We start from the raw sequence: 19,830 nt of genomic DNA, 5'->3' as shown, positions 1-19,830 counted from the left end.
GGTTATGGACAAAGGAGGGGTCCTATTATGAGTCTAATCAAGGGAAAAAAGAGTAGCAATAGAACAAAGAAAAAAAGGAAGCAGCTAACGAAAAAAAAAATCTCCCCTCCAAGATCTCAGAAACCTCAACCAGAAGCAAAAAAAAGATTCAAACGAAGTAAGGTGCCGCAGACTCATTTAAAGCCACCTAAAAAAAAGAATACTCAAAAAAAGAAAAAGCTGAAAAGAAAAAAAATAAAGAAAAAGCGACTGAGACGATTACTAATAGAGTTAGCTTTAACTATTTTTGTAACGAGTGGAATCTTGTATCTCGTTTCTGTACCAACGTTTACAATTGCTAAATTTGAAGGTTACTCGATGGATCCAACAGTCAATGAAGGGGATACAGTTTACGTGAATAAACTAGCCCAAATCAGACGATACAGACTTGTCTATTTCAATGTTCCGAACAATAAAGAGAAATCTGTTAGAAGAGTTATTGGCTTGCCTGGAGAAGAGGTCTTTTATAAAAATGATAAATTGTTTGTGAATAATAAAGAAAAAATAGAAACGTATTTAGCAAAATCATTATATGATGCTAAACAAACTGGAATAGTTTTAACAGATGACTTTAATGTTAGGCATTTGACGGGACAGTCTACAATTCCAAAAGGTAAATACTTAGTCCTTGGAGATAACCGAAAATATTCTTCTGATAGCCGGTATTATGGATTAATTGATGAAAAAGATATCATCGGAGTTGTTCAAATGAGATTAATGCCTTTCCATAAAATGATGAGGTATTAAATAGAGAAAGTTTTGAGAGAGAGTATGAATAAAGAATATTCATTAGGGAAAAGAAATTTAAAGTATAAACAAGCAGTAAAAAAGGTCAAAAGGAATAGAAATGGATTAGTTCATAAACCCAATCGTAAAAGAAGCGAACGAGAAGCTGAAAAACAATTAAAAAAAGTAAAAAGGTTATTCAAGATAGTCTCAAATGGGTTCTTTTTTCTTTTTGCTGTTTTTTGCTTGCTGTTTTTGATTAAAATGAAAGCACATATGGTTGAGGGGCAATCGATGAATCCAACGCTGAATCATCATGACTACATATTAGTGAGTAAAAAAAAGAAACCCGAAAGATATGATATCATCACTTTTGCACCGCAAGGAAAACCGAAAGAATCTTATGTAAAACGTGTGATTGGTTTACCGGGAGATACGATTTGGACAGATAGAGGGTTTCTTTTTATTAATCATCAAATCTCTGATGAAACCACAATTCCATATAATGGGAATCAAATAGGTGCTGTAGATTTACCAGATGGAACAGTGAAAATCAATTTAGCAAAAGAAGCATATGATGAAATGAGGTCACTACAAATTATTCCAGAAGGAAACTATTTTGTTTTAGGTGATAATCGCAATCATTCTAATGATAGTCGTCAGTTTGGCTTGGTTTCTTCTGATCAAATTGAAGGAGTGATGGTTCTCCGTTATTTTCCATTAAATCAGTTTGGCGCAGTGAAATAGTAATACAAGTAGAAGGATACGCAAAAACGGTGTCCTTCTTTTTTAAAATTTTAAGATGAGGTTTAAAGAATGAAAAAAATATTGAACTATATACAGAAAAATGGGTTCTTTCTACTTAGTAGTTTTATCGTACCTATTATGATTATGGTAGTGGTTTATTATAGTGTAGGTGTTTATCCTGGTGGTCCAAAGAGTATTCTTGTAAGTGATGCCTTTTCACAGTATTCTAATTTTCATGCTAGCTTTAATAATGTTTTACATGGTAAACAGAATATTTTTTATTCTTGGTATGGTTCTTTAGGAATAAACTATTGGGCTTTGATTTCGTATTATTTAGGCGGAATATTTACACCTCTTGTTTATTTTTTTGATAATCAATCTATTCCAGAGTTTTTCTATTTTCTTACGTTATTAAAAATCGGCTCGATGGGTGTTTCTTTTTGGCTATATGCACAACAGACATTCACTCTTAAGGCTTGGCAGCAACTTATATTAAGTATTATGTATGCTCAAATGAGTTTTCTAGTTGCCCATGCAGAAATTGTTATGTGGATTGATGCTCTTATTTATTTACCATTAGTAGTGTTAGGGATCGATCGCATAATAGAGAAAAAGAAACCGATTGTTTTATTTGTTACCTACCTCTTATTATTTTTGTCGAATTTTTATATGAGTTTTATGATTGGTATTTTTACTGTTCTCTATTTTATTGCTCGCTTATATATAAACAAAAAAGAGTATGTAAACAATAGTTTAATGTATTTGATTACCTCAGTGCTTTCAGGATTAGCTTCAATGATTATTATTTTACCTATGTTGTTGGATATAAGGAATAATGGTGAAGAACTAAGTAAAATCAAAACAATCAAAACGGCTTCAACAGGAGTTCTAGATATTATTGTAAAAAATATGATTGGTATATACGATTCTACCAAATATGGAACAATTCCTTTTATTTATATAGGATTATTTCCTTTGATTTTATGTTTGTTATATTTTATGTCTAAAAAAGTATCTATAAGAAATAAGATTGCGTATGGCTCACTATTTTTGATTTTGATTTTGAGTTTTTATTTTGAACCACTGAATTTATTTTGGCATGGTTTTCATTCTCCGAATATGTTTTTATTCAGATTTAGTTTTTTATTTTCGTTTTTGCTATTAATGGTTGCAGGTTACAGTTGGGAAAAATTAGCCGAATCAGATTTTAATAGGATGGTCAATCTAATTATTGGGATGATCACATGCGTTATTTTAGTCAGTATCTTTGGCGAGAAATTACACTACACGTATATTTCTGTAGTCTCAATTATTGGAACGATCATTTTTCTGATTGTCTATCTACTTATGAATTATTTCTTCTTTAAGAAAAGAAAACAGAGTCATTTTATGGCGGTGCTGTTTGTTTTAATAGTGGTCCTTGAGGCGTCACTAAATTCAAAGGGAATTATTAATGGTATGTCATCAGAATGGCGTTACCCTAAAAGTGATAGCTATGAAAAAGCGTATCAGCCGATTCGTACATTAGTTGATAAGGCGGATGAGCGAAATACTAATTTTTATCGGATGGAAAACCTTTCGCAAGTGACGATCAATGATAGCTTTAATTATGGTTACGCAGGTGTTGGGATGTTCTCTTCAATTCGTAACAGACATTCATCAGAATACTTATCTGAATTAGGATTCTTTTCAGTAGGAACCAATTTATCTATTCGATATGAGAATAATACTTTGTTGATGGATTCCCTACTAGGGATAAAATATATCATTGATAAAACAGATCCAATGAAATATGGTTTTGAGAAAATTGCAACAGAAGGCGAATATTCTCTCTACGAAAACAAAGAAACACTACCTTTAGGCATTTATACAAATGAAGACATCTTCTTACCAAACGCTGTTCAAACTCAAATAGATTTATACAATCAATTATCTGGCATGAAGGATTCGTTTTTCTCTATTGATGAAATAGCTCTTGTCGATTCTAAAAATGTAGAAATTTCTGAGTCGGGAAATGATGTGGAGTATAGAGCTTTAGATACAGAAGATCCAATCGTGCTTATTTGGGAAGTTGATGTTCCTGCAAAAACGCAGTCGTATATTTCTTTGTATCCTGTTCAATTTAACAAAAGTGTTGATGCAATGCTTCGACTTGATGTTGGGGAGAACTCTCATGTAACAGAATATCGAAAAAGCGGGCAATTTTTTAATATTGGTTATTATGAAAAGGCAACAAAAGTGAAGGTAAAGGCATTATTTTACTTATATCCACGCGATAACAGAAAAGATTTTGATTCAATTAGTTTTATTAAACCAGATGCTGCACATTTAGATATAACAAAATATCAAGCAACATTAGATAAAATTAAAGAAAAAGCGATAGATTTCAAAATTAAAGGTCGAAAAGCGATTGCTAAAATCGATACCAAAGAAGAGCAAGTCATCTTTACGACTATTCCTTATGATAAAGGCTGGAAAGCATACGTAGACGATAAGGAGGTAGAGATTCCAACCTTTAAAGATGCTTTTTTAGCAATTCCAGTTCCAAAAGGTAAACACACATTAGAATTGGTCTTTTTGCCGCAAGGCTTTTTAATAGGAGCTGTGTTATTTGTAAGTGGTATAAGCTTGTTTATTGGTTATGTAGTCTATCTGAATAGAAAGAGTCACTACTTTAAATCTTGATTTAGTTAGGAATGGTGAAAAATTGATGTGGCGGTTGAAACGAAATGTAAGTGAGTATCCTAGTTGGCTTTTGTATATGATGTTTCTTTTTTTGAGTATTCTGTGCATCTATTTTACATTCATTTCAAATGGAAAACTTTATGCAGGAGACGATGTTGTTTTTCATATGGGGAGGATTGAAGGGCTAAGTAGGGCAATTCAGCAAGGAGATTATTTTCCTAAGATCAATTACTATTTTCTTTTTGGTATGGGATACGCTTCAAGTATTTTTTACCCAGATCTCTTTTTATATCCAGCAGCTCTATTTAGAGTTGTTGGTTTCACTATAACTCAAAGTTATATACTATATATGATTTTAATCAATTTTTTGACTTTTGTTTCGGGCTATTATTCATTTTTATATGGATCAAAAAATAAAACAAAAAGTTTATTCTTTGCTGTGATTTACGGCTTAGCTTCCTATCGTCTATGTGATGTGATCGTTCGAGGCGCGTTGGGAGAAACGTTAGCCTTTTTGTTTCTTCCAGTTGTTATTTTGGGAACAATACAGATTGTCCAAGGAGATTATCGGAAGTTTTTCTTTTTGGGGATTGGTATGGCAGGAATTTTTTATGCTCATTTATTGTCAACAGTTATTTTTTCCATGTTTATAGGTCTGTATTTCCTTTTAAATATCAGAAAATTAGTAAATGAGAAACAGCGTATCAGCTATTTTCTATTATCTATAGCGCTGACGATTATTCTAGTATCACCAGTACTGTTTCCACTACTAGAACAGCTGATGTATCAGCAGTTAAATGTTCAGACAAAACCAATTTTCTACTTACAAAATAGTGCGAGTAGTTTATTTAAATATCTAAATATCAGTATAAATAATACAGGCTTTAATAATTTAGGTATATTTATATTTAGTTCAATGGGGTATTTAATTTTATGTGTAAAAAAAATAACCACTACAAGCAAACAAATGCTTATTATTGGAAGTATCTTTCTATTTGTAACAACTGATTCCTTTCCCCATGCTCTTTTTCACAACACATTACTAAATACGATACAGTTTACATGGCGATATTTTATGATCATTTCAACTGTTATTTGTTGGGCATTAGCGGATAGCTTGGATCAATTATTACCTAAAAAAAGCGTAAAATTTGTGAGTATCATTGTATTTCTTTTTATGATCATTCAATCGATTTCATATCAAATGAATGCAAAGGAGGAAAAAAAATTTCTGCATAAGGATTTTGAAAATCCTAATCCAGCTGCATTGGGAAATGGAAAAGAATATTTACCGATTAATATGGATTTTGACCGATTCATTAATAATCCTCACAATATGCGGGCAGGATCGAAAAAGATTAAGTTGATCAATCTGAAGCGTGGTTACGATTTTATTCGTTTAGATTACGACGCACCTGAAGAGACAACACTTACTTTTCCATTAACCTTCTATAAAGGATATACAGTCAAGTCAACAGGCGATCCGTTAGTTAGGGGATTACAAAATAGTAAGGAAAATGTTGGCTTGAGTGAAGTTGTAGTAAAAGGAAAAGGACAATTAGCAATCAGCTACACAGGGACTAAGATTCAAAAAATAGCTAAAATACCTGCCGTTGTCCTAATTGTTGTCTCAAGTGTCCTTTTCTTAAGGAAGCGACAATTACTTGAAGAGAAGAATAATATGAGGAGTTAAGCAATTAAATAGGTCAGAAAGTTTGGAGGAATGAAATGAAAAAAATTAAGGCAATAAGTTTAGTAATGACAATGCTGATACTGATTTCTGGATGTGCTAAAACAAAACAAGGGAAACCTTTGTCTAATGAGGAGGCAAGTTTATCATGGTCTAAAAAACAAGATAAGCCCTTTAGCTTGGTTAGTTTTCCGGAGGTTTCTGAAGAAGAAGCAAAGAAACTTATGAAAGAAAACTATGATATTTCTGTTACAGATTTTTATATGTCATCCATAAAGAATACCAAAGAAGCGTTCTCCAATAAAGAATACCAATGGAATGAACCTATCTATCGTGTTAAAGGTTCTGATCAAGAACTGATCATGCATACTTTTATGGAATATCAAAAAGCAGATGAGAATCTTGATATTTATGGCAGTTTAGAAGCTATCTACAAATTTGATGCCAAGAAAAAAGAAAACAAATTACGTCGTCAAAGTTTAATCATCATTGGTGAAAAAATAGCGAGTGAAAAGACTAAAGAGGGAATTGAACTTCTTTTACAAAAAGAAAGTAAGACAATGAAAATAGTTGATTCAGAAAAAGTAATCAAAAAATATCAAGAAACAATAAAGAAACCTAAAGATGAATTAGCGTACAAAACGATTAGGATATACGATGATTCAAGAAAAGCTGTTAAAGATAAAACAATTGGTCGGATTATCCAAGTTGTTTTTAACTCAACAGGTGAGGTATGTGAGTTAGAGATGAGTATCACGGATTATAGTGATTAAGCATACTGTATGAAAAAAGAAGACATTCCTTGTAGAAAAACGAGGATGTGACAGAATGATGTGCGCCCTAATAGTTGTACGTAAATTATCTACTGTTTATCAGGATTTCACGTGAGTGGGACATGACTCGAAGAGTTATGTCCCACTCACGTTTGTTTCAGTTACCCAACTTCTGGAAAATAATGAAGTAGTAGTGTAAGTGCCAGTGATTCTATCTGTTTGGCTACAATAAAAAAGGTTTTGGATATCATGGTTATTAGTAGCAATTACTTACAATTTGTTTTATTCTAATGTTAGAAATAAAGGTAATCCCACTGACAAATGATGAAAGCAGTAAGGAGATGGAAAGATAAGCTTAGTGTCAGTTTTTTATTGTCCTATAAAGAATATAAAACTTAAAACGAGGTGGAAAATTTGAAAAAAGTGTTTAGAAAAAATGTAAACGTTTTATCAGTTGCCGTACTTATTGTTTCTAGTTTAGTTTTATCTTTATCTATGTTTGTTCCCAATCATTCTGTTGAAGCAGTGGAACCTTCTACTTATCGTAACGTCATGTATTATGGGGACTGGTCTATATGGGGGGGAGAAGATAATTTTTATCCTAAAGATATCCCAGCGAATCAATTGACTCATTTAAACTATGCATTTTTAGATTTTGATAGTAGTGGCAATTTAAAATTTACGGATAAAGATGCAGCAGTGGGCGCACCTGTCGGGCAAGAAGGCGTTCAGTGGAATAGCGCTAGCGCAGGAGTTTTAAATGCAATTCAAGATATACGTGCAAAAAATCCTAACTTAAAAATTGGTATTTCAATCGGCGGCTGGTCAAAATCAGGTGATTTCTCAGATGTCGCAGCTAATCCGACGACTAGAGCTAATTTTGTCAGCAATATCGCTAAATTCATTAAGTATACTAATATGGATTTCGTTGATTTGGACTGGGAATACCCTGCTTCTGTTCGTGAACCAGATAAAGTGGACAACACAAACGATGAAGGAACACCGCATGCCAAACCTGCGGATAAACAAAATTTTATCACACTATTACAAGATATTCGGACCGCCATCGATAAACAAGGAAAAGAGTTAGGCAAAAACTACGAGCTATCCGTTGCATTGCCTGCTTCACAAAACACCTTAAAAAATGGTGTGGATGTTGCAGAATTATTTAAAGTGATCGATTTTGCTAACGTGATGACGTATGACATGAATGGGGCTTGGACACCAAATAGTGCGCATCATAGTGCATTATATGGCAATCCATCTGATCCTAATTATGCCAGTGGATTTTCAGTAGATCAAACAGTCAACTATTTAAAAACAAATGGTGCGCCGTCTAATAAAATTGTGATTGGTGCAGCCTTTTATACTCGTGGTTGGAATAAAGTAGCTGCTGGAACAGATACTGCTCATCCAGGATTATTCCAAGCGGCAGAAAAAAATAATAAAGATGCTGATTTATCACCAACTTATGGTGCGAATAATAAAAATCCCTTAAAATCAGGCGATGGAGGTCGTGCAGGTGGTGTTTGGCCGTATCGTAATATTGCAGATCTTAAAGTAAAATCACCAGGCTTAAAAGAATATTGGGATGATGTAGCAAAAGCGCCTTACATGTATAATCAAACAACAGGTGAGTTTTATACCTATGATAATCCGCGCTCGATTAGTTACAAAGCAGAATATGTGAAAAATAATCAATTAGGCGGCGTGATTTCATGGATGCAGTCACAAGATAAAGCGACCGATACGACGAAGCGTGACGAATTAACGAAAGCAATCAAAACAGGTTTATTTGGTTCAGCTAACTTGCCAGCCAATAAAACGATTTATGCTGATTTAAATGTCAAAGCGACAATCGTACCCTACAATGAAAATGGTGCTGGCTATGAAATCACAGTTAAAAACAATGAGACTTCAGGTGAAACAGGTGATGTGCTAAAAGCCGTTGAAGCGGCCTTTGAAACAGTAAAATTACCTAAATTATACATTCCAGTCAATGCAGCCGAAACGCTGACTGCTGGCGACTATAAAGCTGGAACTGTTACCGTTGAAGGGAGCAATGTTGTGGTTGATCTATCATCTGTTTATGATGCACAACAAATTCCACAAGGCACAAGTTATACATTTAGATTGAAATCGAATGCTGCAACCGTTGATGTAAATCGAATCAGCAGTATAGCATTGACGCAACGAATCGCAAAAAATGGTGCGGAACTTGGCAAACAAACAATCTATGGTGGCGGCGCGGTCAATCCAGATCCAACAGATACAACACCACCAACGATACCAGGGAATCTAGTGGCAGGAACGATTACGGATACTAGTGCCGTATTAAGTTGGTCAGCATCAACAGATAACGTGAAGCTAGCAGGTTACAAAGTATACCGGGATGGCATTTTAGTAGGAACTGTTACGAATACAACCTATACAGATACCAGTTTAAAAGCCAACACGACATACAATTATACTGTAAAAGCGTATGATGCTGCGGGCAATCTTTCAGCAGATAGTAATGTGGTTTCAGTAAAAACAAAAGAAAGTACAACACCGCCTGTGACTAATGAATGGGATGCGTCTAAAGCGTATAATGGCGGTGATATTGTGACATATCAAGGTAAGACCTACAAAGCAAAATGGTGGACTCAAGGTAACGTACCTGGAACAGAACAATGGGGTCCTTGGGAATTAGTGGGATAAAAAGATAAAGAGTTCAAGACAAAAGAGTTCAACTTATTTTCAAAGGGATTGTTTCTGATTCCATCATTTATTCGCATTTAGGGTGTGAAACAAAAGTGATTTTTACTTTTGTCTCACACCCTTTCTTTTATTCTGGTGGTGTATCTAAATAGTCATGAATAAAATGTGCATATTTTTCAACAATCGCTTGTCCTTTTGGCTTTAAAACATAGATTCCAGGATTGACCATATCTGCGATATAATCATTTGTAAACTCTTTATTTAGCAGTTGAGTTGCCTGCTCTTTAGTATCACATTTCTTCAAGCCATTTTCTTCAAACACTTTGTTCAATTGAAATAAAGACCAGTAATCAATAACTGAAGCATCATTTAAAATATCTAGATAATCAGCAAACAATAACTCATTTGTAGCTTCTACAGGATCAATTCCTAACTCCATTTCAAAGAATTCTGGAAAAACGGGAATGGCGGAATCTTTTTCAGCAAGCCAATCCAGTAAGATTACTTCGCCTGGCAATAAACCATCCTCATTGCGGACCATCCTTTTCTTTGGCACAATTTTAGTTGTACCCAGAGCAATAGATTTTAGCCAGTCATCGATATTTCGGTCTGCTGACATCACTGGAAATTCTGGATAAGTTTCATAAATAGCCACGATTTTTGCAAGTTCTTTATTTAAGTCAACAATCTCCTTTGGTTCTTTTTGTTTAAAGAAATCAAATAATCCCATATCTTGCTCCTCTTGTTTATATTTATCAATGTATCAAAGCTGTTTTACTGATATAAACTGGTGTATCGCCTAACAAAGTAATCCAGGAAAAACGTCAAAGGATAATTCCCGATGCGGACATAGTTTGTTGTCGTAACATTCATGGATAGGTCGAATTGGTTCGTCAGTGTATTTTGTGTATGCTGTGTTAAAAGAATCGATTTGGCTGGACTATCACTGATTTTTCTCATCAGTTCACTACTTCGATTGAGTAATGAGCCATAAGATGAAATGACGATCACGATCGACTTTTCACTCAGTTCTTCTACAAAGGCTTGTTGTGTTTCTGCTGTTTCTCCAACAAAAACCAGCTTTTGGTTTAGGAGAAAAGAAAGTTGCAAATCTTTTGCCAGCTCAAGTGTGGAACTGTAACCAATCAGAATCACTTCATCTGCTTGGTGGATATCAGCTAATAAATGATCGACCTGCTCAATATCGATTGTTGCTATGACATCGTTTACTGCTGTGATGATTTCTGCTCCATAAGAAGTAAGGTAGCTTTTTGGATCATCTTTAAGATCAATTAGCTCTTGTTCTTTCATCCGCAAACCACTATGCTTTTTCATCGTTCCTAAAACAATCAGAGATTCTCTTAAAGAAGCAAAGTTAGATAAGCCAAAATGATGGCAAAAACGTGTAAGAGTTGCAGGTGAAACAAAACAGCGTTCTGCAATTTCAGTGATGGTCAGTGTTTGTATTTCATTTAAATGGTTAAAGAGATAGATGATGATTCGTGAATACGTCGCATCTCGTTTAGTTGTGTTTAAATAATGGAGAAAATCAAATAGATCAAGCATCAAAAAACTCCTTTGCAAAGGTTCATTTTCACAAATATGAAAATGGGGACAAATAATGAAAATAACCCTTAAAATATAAAAATAACGCAACTTGTTCTCATGTTAAGATAAGGTTGTTACATCAATTATACACTAAATCAATGACCGAGAGGATGGGAAAATATGAGCGGATTTCCACAGAACTTTTTATGGGGCGGTGCGACGGCTGCTAATCAGTTTGAAGGAGCATTTTTAGAAGACGGTAAAGGTTGGTCGACAGCTGATACAGCACGATTCATTAAAGAAAATGGCATAAGCATGACGGAATTATTAAAACCAACAACAAGAGCGGATATAGAATTTGCAATGAATGATAAAGAAGGGGTTTATCCGAAACGTCATGGGATCGATTTTTATCATCGATATAAAGAAGATATCGCATTATTTGCTGAAATGGGTTTTAAAACATTTCGTTTGTCGATTTCTTGGCCCCGCATTTTTCCAAATGGTGACGAGCTAGAACCAAATGAAGCAGGTTTAGCATTTTATGATGCGGTTTTTGATGAATGTCTGAAATATAATATTGAACCTTTAGTGACAATTTCACATTATGAATTTCCTTTAGGTTTAGCGTTTAAACAAAATGGTTGGGAAAGCCGTGAAACGATTGAAGCGTTTGAACGATATGCTCGTGTCCTTTTCAATCGCTATAAAGATAAAGTGAAGTATTGGCTAACATTTAATGAAATCAATATCATCGGAATGACGGGTTATTTAAGTGGTGGTATTTTAGCAGATGGTGAAAAAAATATGTTGCAAGCGCAGTACCAAGCAGCTCACCATCAATTTATCGCAAGTGCCTTAGCTGTTAAAGCTTGTCATGAGATTATTCCAGATGCGCAAATCGGCTGTATGTTAGCGAGAATGGAAGCTTATCCAGAAACGTGTAATCCTTTAGATGTAATGGAAAGTGTGAATAGCGACCATTATAATTTATTTTATTCAGATGTTCAAATTCGTGGATATTATCCAAGCTACATGAACAAATTCTTCCGCGACCATAATATTACAATCAAAAAAGATGCTGCTGATGAACAAATTTTACGTGAAGGAACCGTTGATTTTATGTCGTTCAGCTACTATATGAGTAGTATCGCATCTCACAAAAAAGAGGGAGATACGACAGGTGGAAATCTTCTTGGCTCTAAGAAAAATCCGTATTTAGAAGCGAGTGATTGGGGCTGGCAAATTGATCCTGTTGGACTTCGGGTTACATTGCATAAATTATATGATCGGTATCAAGTGCCATTATTTATCGTGGAAAATGGCTTAGGCGCAAAAGATGTGGTCGAATCAGATGGCAGCATTCATGATAGTTATCGTATTGACTATCTAAGAAGCCACATCGAACAAATGGAACAAGCGATTGATGAAGGTGTGGATTTGATGGGGTACACACCATGGGGCTGTATTGATTTAGTCAGCGCAAGTACAAGTGAAATGTCAAAACGCTATGGGTTTATTTATGTTGATTTAGATGATGAAGGCAAAGGGACATTAGACCGTTCTCGCAAAGACTCATTCTATTGGTATAAAAAAGTAATTGAAACAAATGGAGAAGACTTAAGCTAAACGATTGTCCCTAAACGTAAATCTTATGAAAGCGTTGCATCTTGAGTTAGAATGCATTATACTAAAAACAAGAAAAAAACATGAATGACGAAGCAGTCATTTTATAGAGTATGTTACTGATTAAAGCAGGCAGAACTCAAATTACCTAGGAATGTCCTTTCCTGGGTAATTTGAGTTTTTTTTTCTGGAAAGGAGTAAATCAAGTGAAAGTAAGTCAAATTTTAAACAACAATGTAGCGATCGTAAGCAGAGGAGATAATGAGGTCATTGTTTATGCCAAAGGATTGGCTTTTAGAAAAAAAGTGGGACAAGTGATTCATGAAAATGAAATCGAAAAGACCTATGTTTTAGATTCAAATGATATGCTAGAACATTTTAGTTATTTGCTGTCTCATTCAGATGCTAATCACATTACTTTAATTAACCAAATCATTGCTTACGGAGAAGAAAAGTTAAGTGAACAATCAAATGATTATTTGAGTTTGACCTTACTGGATCACATTGAATTTGCATTGAAACGTGCAGCCAAAGGACAATTTATTCGCAGCCCATTGACTTGGGAAGTAAAGAAATTTTATCCACAGCATTTTGACATTGGCATGTATGCATTGAACTTGATCAATGAACAATTTCAACTGACATTTCCAGAAGACGAAGCTGTTTCGATTGCGTTACACTTTGTCAATCTGCAAGAGGATAAGAATAATCTAGACGAAACGATCCGTTCGATGGAAAGTTTAAGAGATATCTTATCGATCATTCAGTACCATTTTCAAATCAAGTTAGACGAAGGCTCTATGAATTATATGAGGCTGATGACCCATTTGCAATATTTTATTCAACGAATCATGACTAAAAATAGTGATGAAGAAAGTGACACGATCTTGAACGAACAAATCAAGTTGATGTACAACGATTCGTTTGAATGTGTGCAGAAAATCAGGGTTTATATTCAGCAAAAGTATGCCTGTGATCTAACGGTCGATGAAGAAACCTATCTTATGCTCCATATCCATCGAGTGACGAATCGGAGTCAAAAAGAGAGGACATAAGACAATGAAATATCAATCATTCAATGAAGAAATCATCCGCCTGATAGGTGGAAAAGACAATATTCAAGCAGTCGTTCACTGTATGACTCGCTTGCGTTTTACCCTAAAAGATCGTTCAAAAGCGAAGACAGAAGAACTAAAAGCGCTCGATGGTGTGATCGATGTTGTTTCCAATAATGTAGCGTATCAAGTTATTATTGGTACTCATGTTAGTGAAGTACATGCCGAATTGATTAGTATGCTGGGAATTGCACCAAATTCAAATGAGGAGACCGAAGTAAACGAGAAGAAAAATCCGCTGAAAGCAGCAATGGATCTACTTTCTGAAACAATGACACCAGTAATCGAACCAATTATTGCCTCTGGATTGTTAGCTGGATTTTTATCCTTATTTTCAATTATAGGACTAATTTCAGCAGACAGCCCAACTTATCAATTATTAGATTCGATTCGTTCAGCCGTATTCTTCTTTTTACCTATTTTGATTGCAATGTCTTGTGCAAAACGCTTAAAAGCAAGTCCCTATTTAGCTGTGGCATTAGCTGCAACACTTGTTTCAAGCTCAATCAATGACGTAGCAGGCCTAAGCATTTTTGGTATTCAATTGCCGCAGATGGTTTATGCAAACTCCTTTATTCCTATTATTTTAGCCGTTTGGTTTATGGGACAATTAACGGTATTATTAAAGAAATATGTTCCTAAGTTTTTGCAGTATTTTTTAAATCCGCTACTAATCATGGTGATTTGTCTGCCAGTGACGTTATTGATTTTTGGGCCGATCGGTATTTGGATCGGCGATGGTATTGGCTGGTTCTTTGAAGTTTTGCATAACACGTTTGGCAGTTGGATCGTTGTGATGTTATATGCGGCACTTCAACCATTCTTAATTATGCTGGGTGCAGGGAACTTTATGATGCCATTAGCGTTGAATTTTGTGAATAAAATGGGCTATGATCCAATCTTCTTAGCGGCAGCGACGATATCTGATTTAGCAGTATCTGGCGCGATGTTGGGCTATTTCTTAAGAGCAAAGGATTCTAAACAAAAACAATTATTTGGAACAGTTAGTTTCAGTGCTTTGATGGGGGTCACGGAACCAGCGATTTATGGTGTGTTTATTAAATATAGAAGACCTTTTGTAGCAGTCATGATCGGAGGCGGAATCGGAGGATTGTTTGCAGGATTAATGAATGTCAAAACATATTCTATCGTTTGGGGATTGATGGGGTTACCATCTTATGCAGATAATCAAGATTTCTCTAACTTGGTTTTTATGATCATCAGTGTTGTAGTTGGTTTTGTTACAGCGGCAATTGCAGCATACATTTTAGGAATTCCCCAAGAAGAAAAAGAAGGACAGAAAAAAGAATCGCTTAATGAAAACGATCAAACTAAGCTAGCTACCTTAAAGAAGGTTCCACTTGCTTCAGTTGTAGAGGGAAAGATAGTTCCTTTGAGTGAAATCAAGGATCAAGCCTTTTCAACAGGCGCATTAGGGAAAGGCTTAGGTATTATTCCAAGTGATAATCGAATCGTTGCACCAGTCTCAGGAGAAGTGTCAGCTGTCTTTCCAACGAAACATGCAATCGGTATCAAAACGGAGCAAGGAGTAGAGGTGTTGATCCACATCGGCATTGATACCGTTGAACTTGATGGAAAATATTTTGATACGATCGTTTCACAAGGGGAGAGTGTAAAACAAGGACAATTACTATCAACTGTTGATTTTGAAGAAATTCAAACAAATGGGTATGATCCAACAGTGATTGTGGTTATTACAAATACTATGGACTATCTAGATGTGGTTCCAGTAGCACGAGAAAATGTAGTTACTGATGATGAATGCTTAACTGTTATTTTATAGTGTCTAGCTTAGCAAGCTAACGCTACGCTTTTAATTTAAGGAGAAAATACAATGAAAAAAAATGAATTTTTATGGGGCGGCAGTATTGCCGCTCATCAGTGCGAAGGTGCTTGGAACAAAGATGGCAAAGGAGTAGCGATCATGGATCTGGTCACACAGGGTAGTTATGAAACTCCGCGCAAAATTTGTCAAACGATCGAATCTGATAATTATTATCCATCTCATGATGGTATTGATTTTTATCATCGATACAAAGAAGATATTGCTTTATTTGCTGAGATGGGCTTTAAAGCATTGCGTATTTCTATAGATTGGTCAAGGATTTATCCTAATGGAGATGAAGAAGAAGCCAATCAACTAGGGATTCAGTTTTACCAAAATGTCGTAGATGAGTTGCTAAAAAATAAAATCATCCCGATCGTTACGTTATATCATTTTGAAATGCCTATTCATTTAGTCAGAGAATATGGTTCATGGACGAGTAGGAAAGTCGTTGATTTTTATTTAAAGTATTGTGAAACGATGTTTGAAGCACTAAAAGGAAAAGTCCATTATTGGGTGACATTTAATGAAATGAACCATATTGATCCCCAAACAGAAGCTTCAGATATTTTTACTTACATTATTGCAGGATTGAAATACACCGAAATGGAGAATAAAAAACAGACGCTGGCGACAATTAGCTATAATATGACATTAGCGAGTGTAAAAGCTGTTAAAATAGCGCGTAGAATTGATCCTGCAAACCAGGTAGGCTGTGTCTTTGGATTGACACCAGCATATCCTTTAAATTGTGATCCACAAAATGTCATGAATTCTTTGAAAGAAACAGATCGGGAATGTTATCAGATAGATGCTATGTGTATGGGAAAATTTCCAGAGTACAAATTGAAAGAATACAGCGCACAAGGAATTGAATTGGAGATTTCTAAAGCAGATCAACAAGCGTTTGAAGAAGGAAAAATTGATTTTATAGGATTAAACTATTATTCTTCTAGTGTGGCGCACTATGAAGGTGATGATAACAACGAAGAGACCTTATTCGGTGGTGTTCAAAATCCTTACCTTGAACAAAGCAAATGGGGCTGGGCGATTGATCCGATTGGATTAAGGTATATGCTAAATTATATATATAGACGTTATGGATTGCCGATCATTATTACTGAGAACGGTTTAGGTGCGGTGGATCAATTAGAAAGAGATGGGGCAATTCAAGATGACTATCGAATTGAATATGTCCAAAAACACATAGAACAGATGGAAAAAGCGATCGTAGAAGATTATGTGGATTGTTTTGGCTATTTAATGTGGGGACCGATTGATTTAGTTAGTGCAACGACTGGCGAAATGAAAAAACGCTATGGTTTTATTTACGTCGATAAAAATGATGATCAGACAGGAACTTTGGAACGAAAGAAGAAAAAATCGTTTGAGTGGTATCAAGAAATCATTACCCAAAATCCGACTTTCAGTGTCTAGCCTGAAAAGTAGGCTGAATACTTCTGTTCCCGCTGTTTATTCGGGTTTAGGGTGTGAAACAAAAGTGAACTTCACTTTTGTTTCACACCCTTTTTTTCATCGATCATTTGTTGTTGTGAAGTCAATGCACAGTCTAGGTTCAGAAGTATTATTTTTGCCGGATTTCAACAAAAATTATTGCGCGATTTTATGTATCAATTGTTTTTCAAACGGAAATTTTTGATTGAAGTCTTCTTGTTTATGACAGACACCGAAATACTTTTGTGTACTAAAAACTGTCTTAAATTCAAAATTCTGTTATATAAAATATCATTTTTTCCTATAATATAAAGCTTTTTTGAGCAAATATATGTAATATTATAATCAGGGATGATAGACTAAATCTGTTATTGGAATTATCAGAATTTTTCAGACGGTTTATTGAAAGCACTTTTATAGAAATGAGGAATAAAATGTATTATGTTATGATGCCCTCTCATGATATTCGTCGAAATTTAGCAACGGAACAGTATTTGTTGAATGAGCGAACATTTGATGAACCACTTGTCCTATTTTATATCCAAAAACCTTGTGTGATTATTGGACGCAATCAGAATGTACGCGCTGAAGTTGATTTGAAGTATGCCAAGGAACATCAGGTTGTGATTACGAGAAGATTATCTGGTGGTGGTGCAGTCTATGATGATTTAGGCAATTTAAGCTTTAGTTTTGTTGTGAATGCGGAACATGATTCTTTCGGTAATTTCAAACGCTTTACACAGCCAATTATTGATGCTTTACATGAAATGGGCGCAACGGAAGCTGAAGTTAGTGGTCGCAATGATTTAATGATTGATGGGAAAAAATTCTCAGGGAATGCCATGTATATTAAAAATAAAAAAATGTATTCTCATGGTACCTTGATGCTGGATGTTGATTTAGATGAAGTCAGTCGAGTCCTAACTGTTTCTGAAAAGAAATTAGCTTCAAAAGGCACCAAATCTGTTAGAAGTCGAGTGACTAATCTTAAGCCTTATCTAGCGAAAGAATATCAAGAGATTACGACAGAAGCTTTTAGAGATCGTTTATTGCTGCATCTCTTTAATGCTGAGACGATGGATGCTATCAAAATGCAAGAATATCATTTGACACATACTGATGAGCAGGCAATCGATCAATTGGTCACAGATATTTATGCAAATGATGCATGGGTATTTGGAGAAGAACCGAAGTATACGATCAAAAGAGAAGAGAAGTTCAAAGGTGGCTTAATAGAAGCCAATATTTCAGTCGAAAAAGAATTGATTACAGCAATCACGATTTATGGGGATTATTTTAGTCAGAAAGATACGCAGGAAATAGCTAATTTATTGATTGGTTGTCAATATGAACAAGAAGCAATCAAGCAAGTATTGGAGCCAATCAAGATCGACGATTATTTTGCCAATGTTTCTAAAGACGAATTTGTTCAGTTGCTAGTTGACTAAGTTGGAGGATATAAAATGATTACATTTGAACAGGTTTCAAAATTTTATAGTCATAATGGAGTAGCCGTTACAGCGTTAGATCATATTGATTTAAAAATCCAAGATCATGAGATATTTGGTGTGATCGGTGAGAGTGGTTCGGGTAAGTCAACATTGTTACGTATGATCAATACGTTGGAGTTGCCAAGCCAAGGGAAAATCAAAATTGCTGGAACAGATTTAATGCAGTTAAACGACACCCAAAAACGAAAAAGTCGAAAAAAAATTGGGATGATTTTTCAACAGTTTAATTTACTCTACAATCAAACTGTGAATGAAAATATCGCCTTGCCTTTACGATTGAATAAAGCGTATGATCAACAAAAAGTCCGAGAAGTTCTGGAATTTGTTCGTTTATCAGATAAAGGAGATCATTATCCTAGGCAATTGAGTGGTGGTGAAAAACAACGTGTAGGGATTGCACGGGCATTGATTACCAAACCAGAAATGTTACTCTGTGATGAACCGACTTCGGCATTGGATGGACAAAATGCGTATGATATTTTGGAATTATTGCGGCGGATCAACCAAACATTTGGGACCACGATGGTCATTGTCAGCCATGAATTGAACTTGATCAAACAATTGTGCAATCGGACGGCCATTTTAGAAAAAGGCAAAGTGGTAGAAACGCTTGAAATTCAAAAGGGACAGCAACAGCCACAATTTAGTTCTTATTATGAAAGAGTTCGGGAGAGTTTAGGATGATGACTGAATATATCAATAAAATTAGCTACTATCTCCCTGAATTAAGCAAAGCTTTGTCAGAAAGCGCCATTATGATTTTGATCTCGATAATTGCAGCTATTGTTATTGGCTTACCGCTTGGGACTTTTGTCTATTTAACCAAAAAATTACCAACAAAAGCCAACCATTGGCTAGGAATTTTGTTAAATGGGTACATTAATGTTGTGCGCTCATTTCCATTCTTATTGTTTGTAGTAGCCTTGATCCCTTTTACTCGTTTGGTATTAGGGACCGCATTTGGAACTTATGCAGCATCCTTACCTCTAAGTTTTGTCGCTGTTGCATTATATGCCCGACTTGTTGAACAAGTATTATTGGAAATTCCAAACGATATTTTAGAACTTGCCCAGTCCTTAGGAAGTACGAAGGGGCAATTGATTTTTCGTTTTTTGTATGTTGAAGCACGATCCGGATTAGTATTGGCCTTGACCTCGGTTATTATCAGTATGGTTTCATATTCGACGGTTATGGGTGTGATCGGTGGCGGTGGTGTTGGCGATTTTGCATTGCGTTATGGTTATCAACGGTATGAATATACTGTAATGTATACGGCAATTGTCCTTATGATCATTTTTGTTAGTTTTATTCAAGTAAGCGGTAGTTGGTTAGCAAAAAAAATAAATAAAAAATAATAGTTAGGAGCAAG

General features: G+C 35.1%; 15 protein-coding genes. 13 read left to right on the top strand and 2 right to left on the bottom strand.

Going from position 1 to position 19,830, the window contains the following annotated elements; translation table 11 throughout:
- Positions 1-27: 27 nt before the first annotated feature.
- The 6 genes from lepB (JZO69_RS05830) (at position 28) to JZO69_RS05805 (ending at position 9,360) form a co-directional block, all read left to right on the top strand.
- Positions 28-786 (top strand): signal peptidase I, encoded by a 759-nt coding sequence (lepB, locus tag JZO69_RS05830; RefSeq protein WP_207111950.1) that lies wholly within the window; start codon positions 28-30, stop codon positions 784-786.
- A 24-nt stretch (positions 787-810) separates the two neighbouring features.
- Positions 811-1,512: a signal peptidase I gene (gene lepB / locus JZO69_RS05825; RefSeq protein ID WP_207111949.1), complete on the top strand. Its 702-nt coding sequence runs from the start codon at positions 811-813 to the stop codon at positions 1,510-1,512.
- 69 nt (positions 1,513-1,581) lie between these two features.
- Entirely contained in the window at positions 1,582-4,197 is a 2,616-nt protein-coding gene (locus JZO69_RS05820) for a YfhO family protein (protein WP_207111948.1), read from the top strand.
- Positions 4,198-4,222: 25 nt separating this feature from the next.
- A complete protein-coding gene (locus JZO69_RS05815) occupies positions 4,223-5,890 on the top strand; it encodes a glycosyltransferase family protein (protein WP_207111947.1) in 1,668 nt (555 codons plus the stop codon).
- 35 nt (positions 5,891-5,925) lie between these two features.
- Entirely contained in the window at positions 5,926-6,660 is a 735-nt protein-coding gene (locus tag JZO69_RS05810; RefSeq protein WP_207111946.1) for a hypothetical protein, read from the top strand.
- Between the two features lie 414 nt (positions 6,661-7,074).
- Positions 7,075-9,360, top strand: a complete 2,286-nt coding sequence (locus JZO69_RS05805; protein WP_207111945.1) for a glycosyl hydrolase family 18 protein — start codon at positions 7,075-7,077, stop codon at positions 9,358-9,360.
- 127 nt (positions 9,361-9,487) lie between these two features.
- On the opposite strand, the gene JZO69_RS05800 is transcribed toward JZO69_RS05805, so the two are convergent.
- Positions 9,488-10,090, bottom strand: coding sequence for a hypothetical protein (locus JZO69_RS05800; RefSeq protein WP_207111944.1), 603 nt, complete (start codon positions 10,088-10,090; stop codon positions 9,488-9,490).
- A 44-nt stretch (positions 10,091-10,134) separates the two neighbouring features.
- Complete coding sequence (locus JZO69_RS05795) at positions 10,135-10,926, bottom strand: MurR/RpiR family transcriptional regulator (protein WP_207111943.1); 792 nt, start codon at positions 10,924-10,926, stop codon at positions 10,135-10,137.
- Between the two features lie 162 nt (positions 10,927-11,088).
- Here JZO69_RS05795 and JZO69_RS05790 point away from each other — a divergent pair, with 162 nt between their 5' ends.
- The 7 genes from JZO69_RS05790 to JZO69_RS05760 all read left to right on the top strand — a co-directional run bounded on the left by JZO69_RS05790 (position 11,089) and on the right by JZO69_RS05760 (position 19,816).
- On the top strand, positions 11,089-12,537 hold the full coding sequence (locus tag JZO69_RS05790; protein WP_207111942.1) for a glycoside hydrolase family 1 protein: 1,449 nt from the start codon (positions 11,089-11,091) through the stop codon (positions 12,535-12,537).
- A 203-nt stretch (positions 12,538-12,740) separates the two neighbouring features.
- Entirely contained in the window at positions 12,741-13,589 is an 849-nt protein-coding gene (locus tag JZO69_RS05785) for a PRD domain-containing protein (protein ID WP_010770699.1), read from the top strand.
- Between the two features lie 4 nt (positions 13,590-13,593).
- Positions 13,594-15,453 (top strand): beta-glucoside-specific PTS transporter subunit IIABC, encoded by a 1,860-nt coding sequence (locus JZO69_RS05780; RefSeq protein WP_207111941.1) that lies wholly within the window; start codon positions 13,594-13,596, stop codon positions 15,451-15,453.
- A gap of 51 nt (positions 15,454-15,504) precedes the next feature.
- Complete coding sequence (locus tag JZO69_RS05775; RefSeq protein ID WP_207111940.1) at positions 15,505-16,932, top strand: glycoside hydrolase family 1 protein; 1,428 nt, start codon at positions 15,505-15,507, stop codon at positions 16,930-16,932.
- A gap of 452 nt (positions 16,933-17,384) precedes the next feature.
- Positions 17,385-18,398, top strand: a complete 1,014-nt coding sequence (gene lplA / locus JZO69_RS05770; RefSeq protein ID WP_207111939.1) for a lipoate--protein ligase — start codon at positions 17,385-17,387, stop codon at positions 18,396-18,398.
- A 15-nt stretch (positions 18,399-18,413) separates the two neighbouring features.
- Positions 18,414-19,145, top strand: coding sequence for a methionine ABC transporter ATP-binding protein (locus JZO69_RS05765; protein ID WP_207111938.1), 732 nt, complete (start codon positions 18,414-18,416; stop codon positions 19,143-19,145).
- The gene (locus JZO69_RS05760; RefSeq protein WP_207111937.1) at positions 19,142-19,816 is read left to right on the top strand and encodes a methionine ABC transporter permease; all 675 of its coding nucleotides are present in this window, start codon (positions 19,142-19,144) and stop codon (positions 19,814-19,816) included. The genes JZO69_RS05765 and JZO69_RS05760 overlap by 4 nt, the downstream gene beginning before the upstream one ends.
- Positions 19,817-19,830 lie beyond the last annotated feature (14 nt).

The sequence above is a fragment of the Candidatus Enterococcus ikei genome (assembly GCF_017316105.1).
In the GTDB taxonomy this organism is placed as follows: Bacteria; Bacillota; Bacilli; order Lactobacillales; family Enterococcaceae; genus Enterococcus_L; species Enterococcus_L ikei.
Note: the sequence above shows the minus strand (reverse complement) of the source record. Positions and strands in the feature narration are given on the sequence as shown.

Excerpts from the sequence above, each read along its gene's own strand:
- lepB (WP_207111949.1), top strand. The coding sequence starts at position 811 with ATGAATAAAGAATATTCATTAGGGAAAAGAAATTTAAAGTATAAACAA.
- JZO69_RS05775 (WP_207111940.1), top strand. The coding sequence starts at position 15,505 with ATGAAAAAAAATGAATTTTTATGGGGCGGCAGTATTGCCGCTCATCAG.
- JZO69_RS05795 (WP_207111943.1), bottom strand. The coding sequence starts at position 10,926 with ATGCTTGATCTATTTGATTTTCTCCATTATTTAAACACAACTAAACGA.
- JZO69_RS05765 (WP_207111938.1), top strand. The coding sequence starts at position 18,414 with ATGATTACATTTGAACAGGTTTCAAAATTTTATAGTCATAATGGAGTA.
- lplA (WP_207111939.1), top strand. The coding sequence starts at position 17,385 with ATGTATTATGTTATGATGCCCTCTCATGATATTCGTCGAAATTTAGCA.
- JZO69_RS05810 (WP_207111946.1), top strand. The coding sequence starts at position 5,926 with ATGAAAAAAATTAAGGCAATAAGTTTAGTAATGACAATGCTGATACTG.
- lepB (WP_207111950.1), top strand. The coding sequence starts at position 28 with ATGAGTCTAATCAAGGGAAAAAAGAGTAGCAATAGAACAAAGAAAAAA.
- JZO69_RS05780 (WP_207111941.1), top strand. The coding sequence starts at position 13,594 with ATGAAATATCAATCATTCAATGAAGAAATCATCCGCCTGATAGGTGGA.
- JZO69_RS05800 (WP_207111944.1), bottom strand. The coding sequence starts at position 10,090 with ATGGGATTATTTGATTTCTTTAAACAAAAAGAACCAAAGGAGATTGTT.
- JZO69_RS05820 (WP_207111948.1), top strand. The coding sequence starts at position 1,582 with ATGAAAAAAATATTGAACTATATACAGAAAAATGGGTTCTTTCTACTT.
- JZO69_RS05760 (WP_207111937.1), top strand. The coding sequence starts at position 19,142 with ATGATGACTGAATATATCAATAAAATTAGCTACTATCTCCCTGAATTA.
- JZO69_RS05815 (WP_207111947.1), top strand. The coding sequence starts at position 4,223 with ATGTGGCGGTTGAAACGAAATGTAAGTGAGTATCCTAGTTGGCTTTTG.
- JZO69_RS05790 (WP_207111942.1), top strand. The coding sequence starts at position 11,089 with ATGAGCGGATTTCCACAGAACTTTTTATGGGGCGGTGCGACGGCTGCT.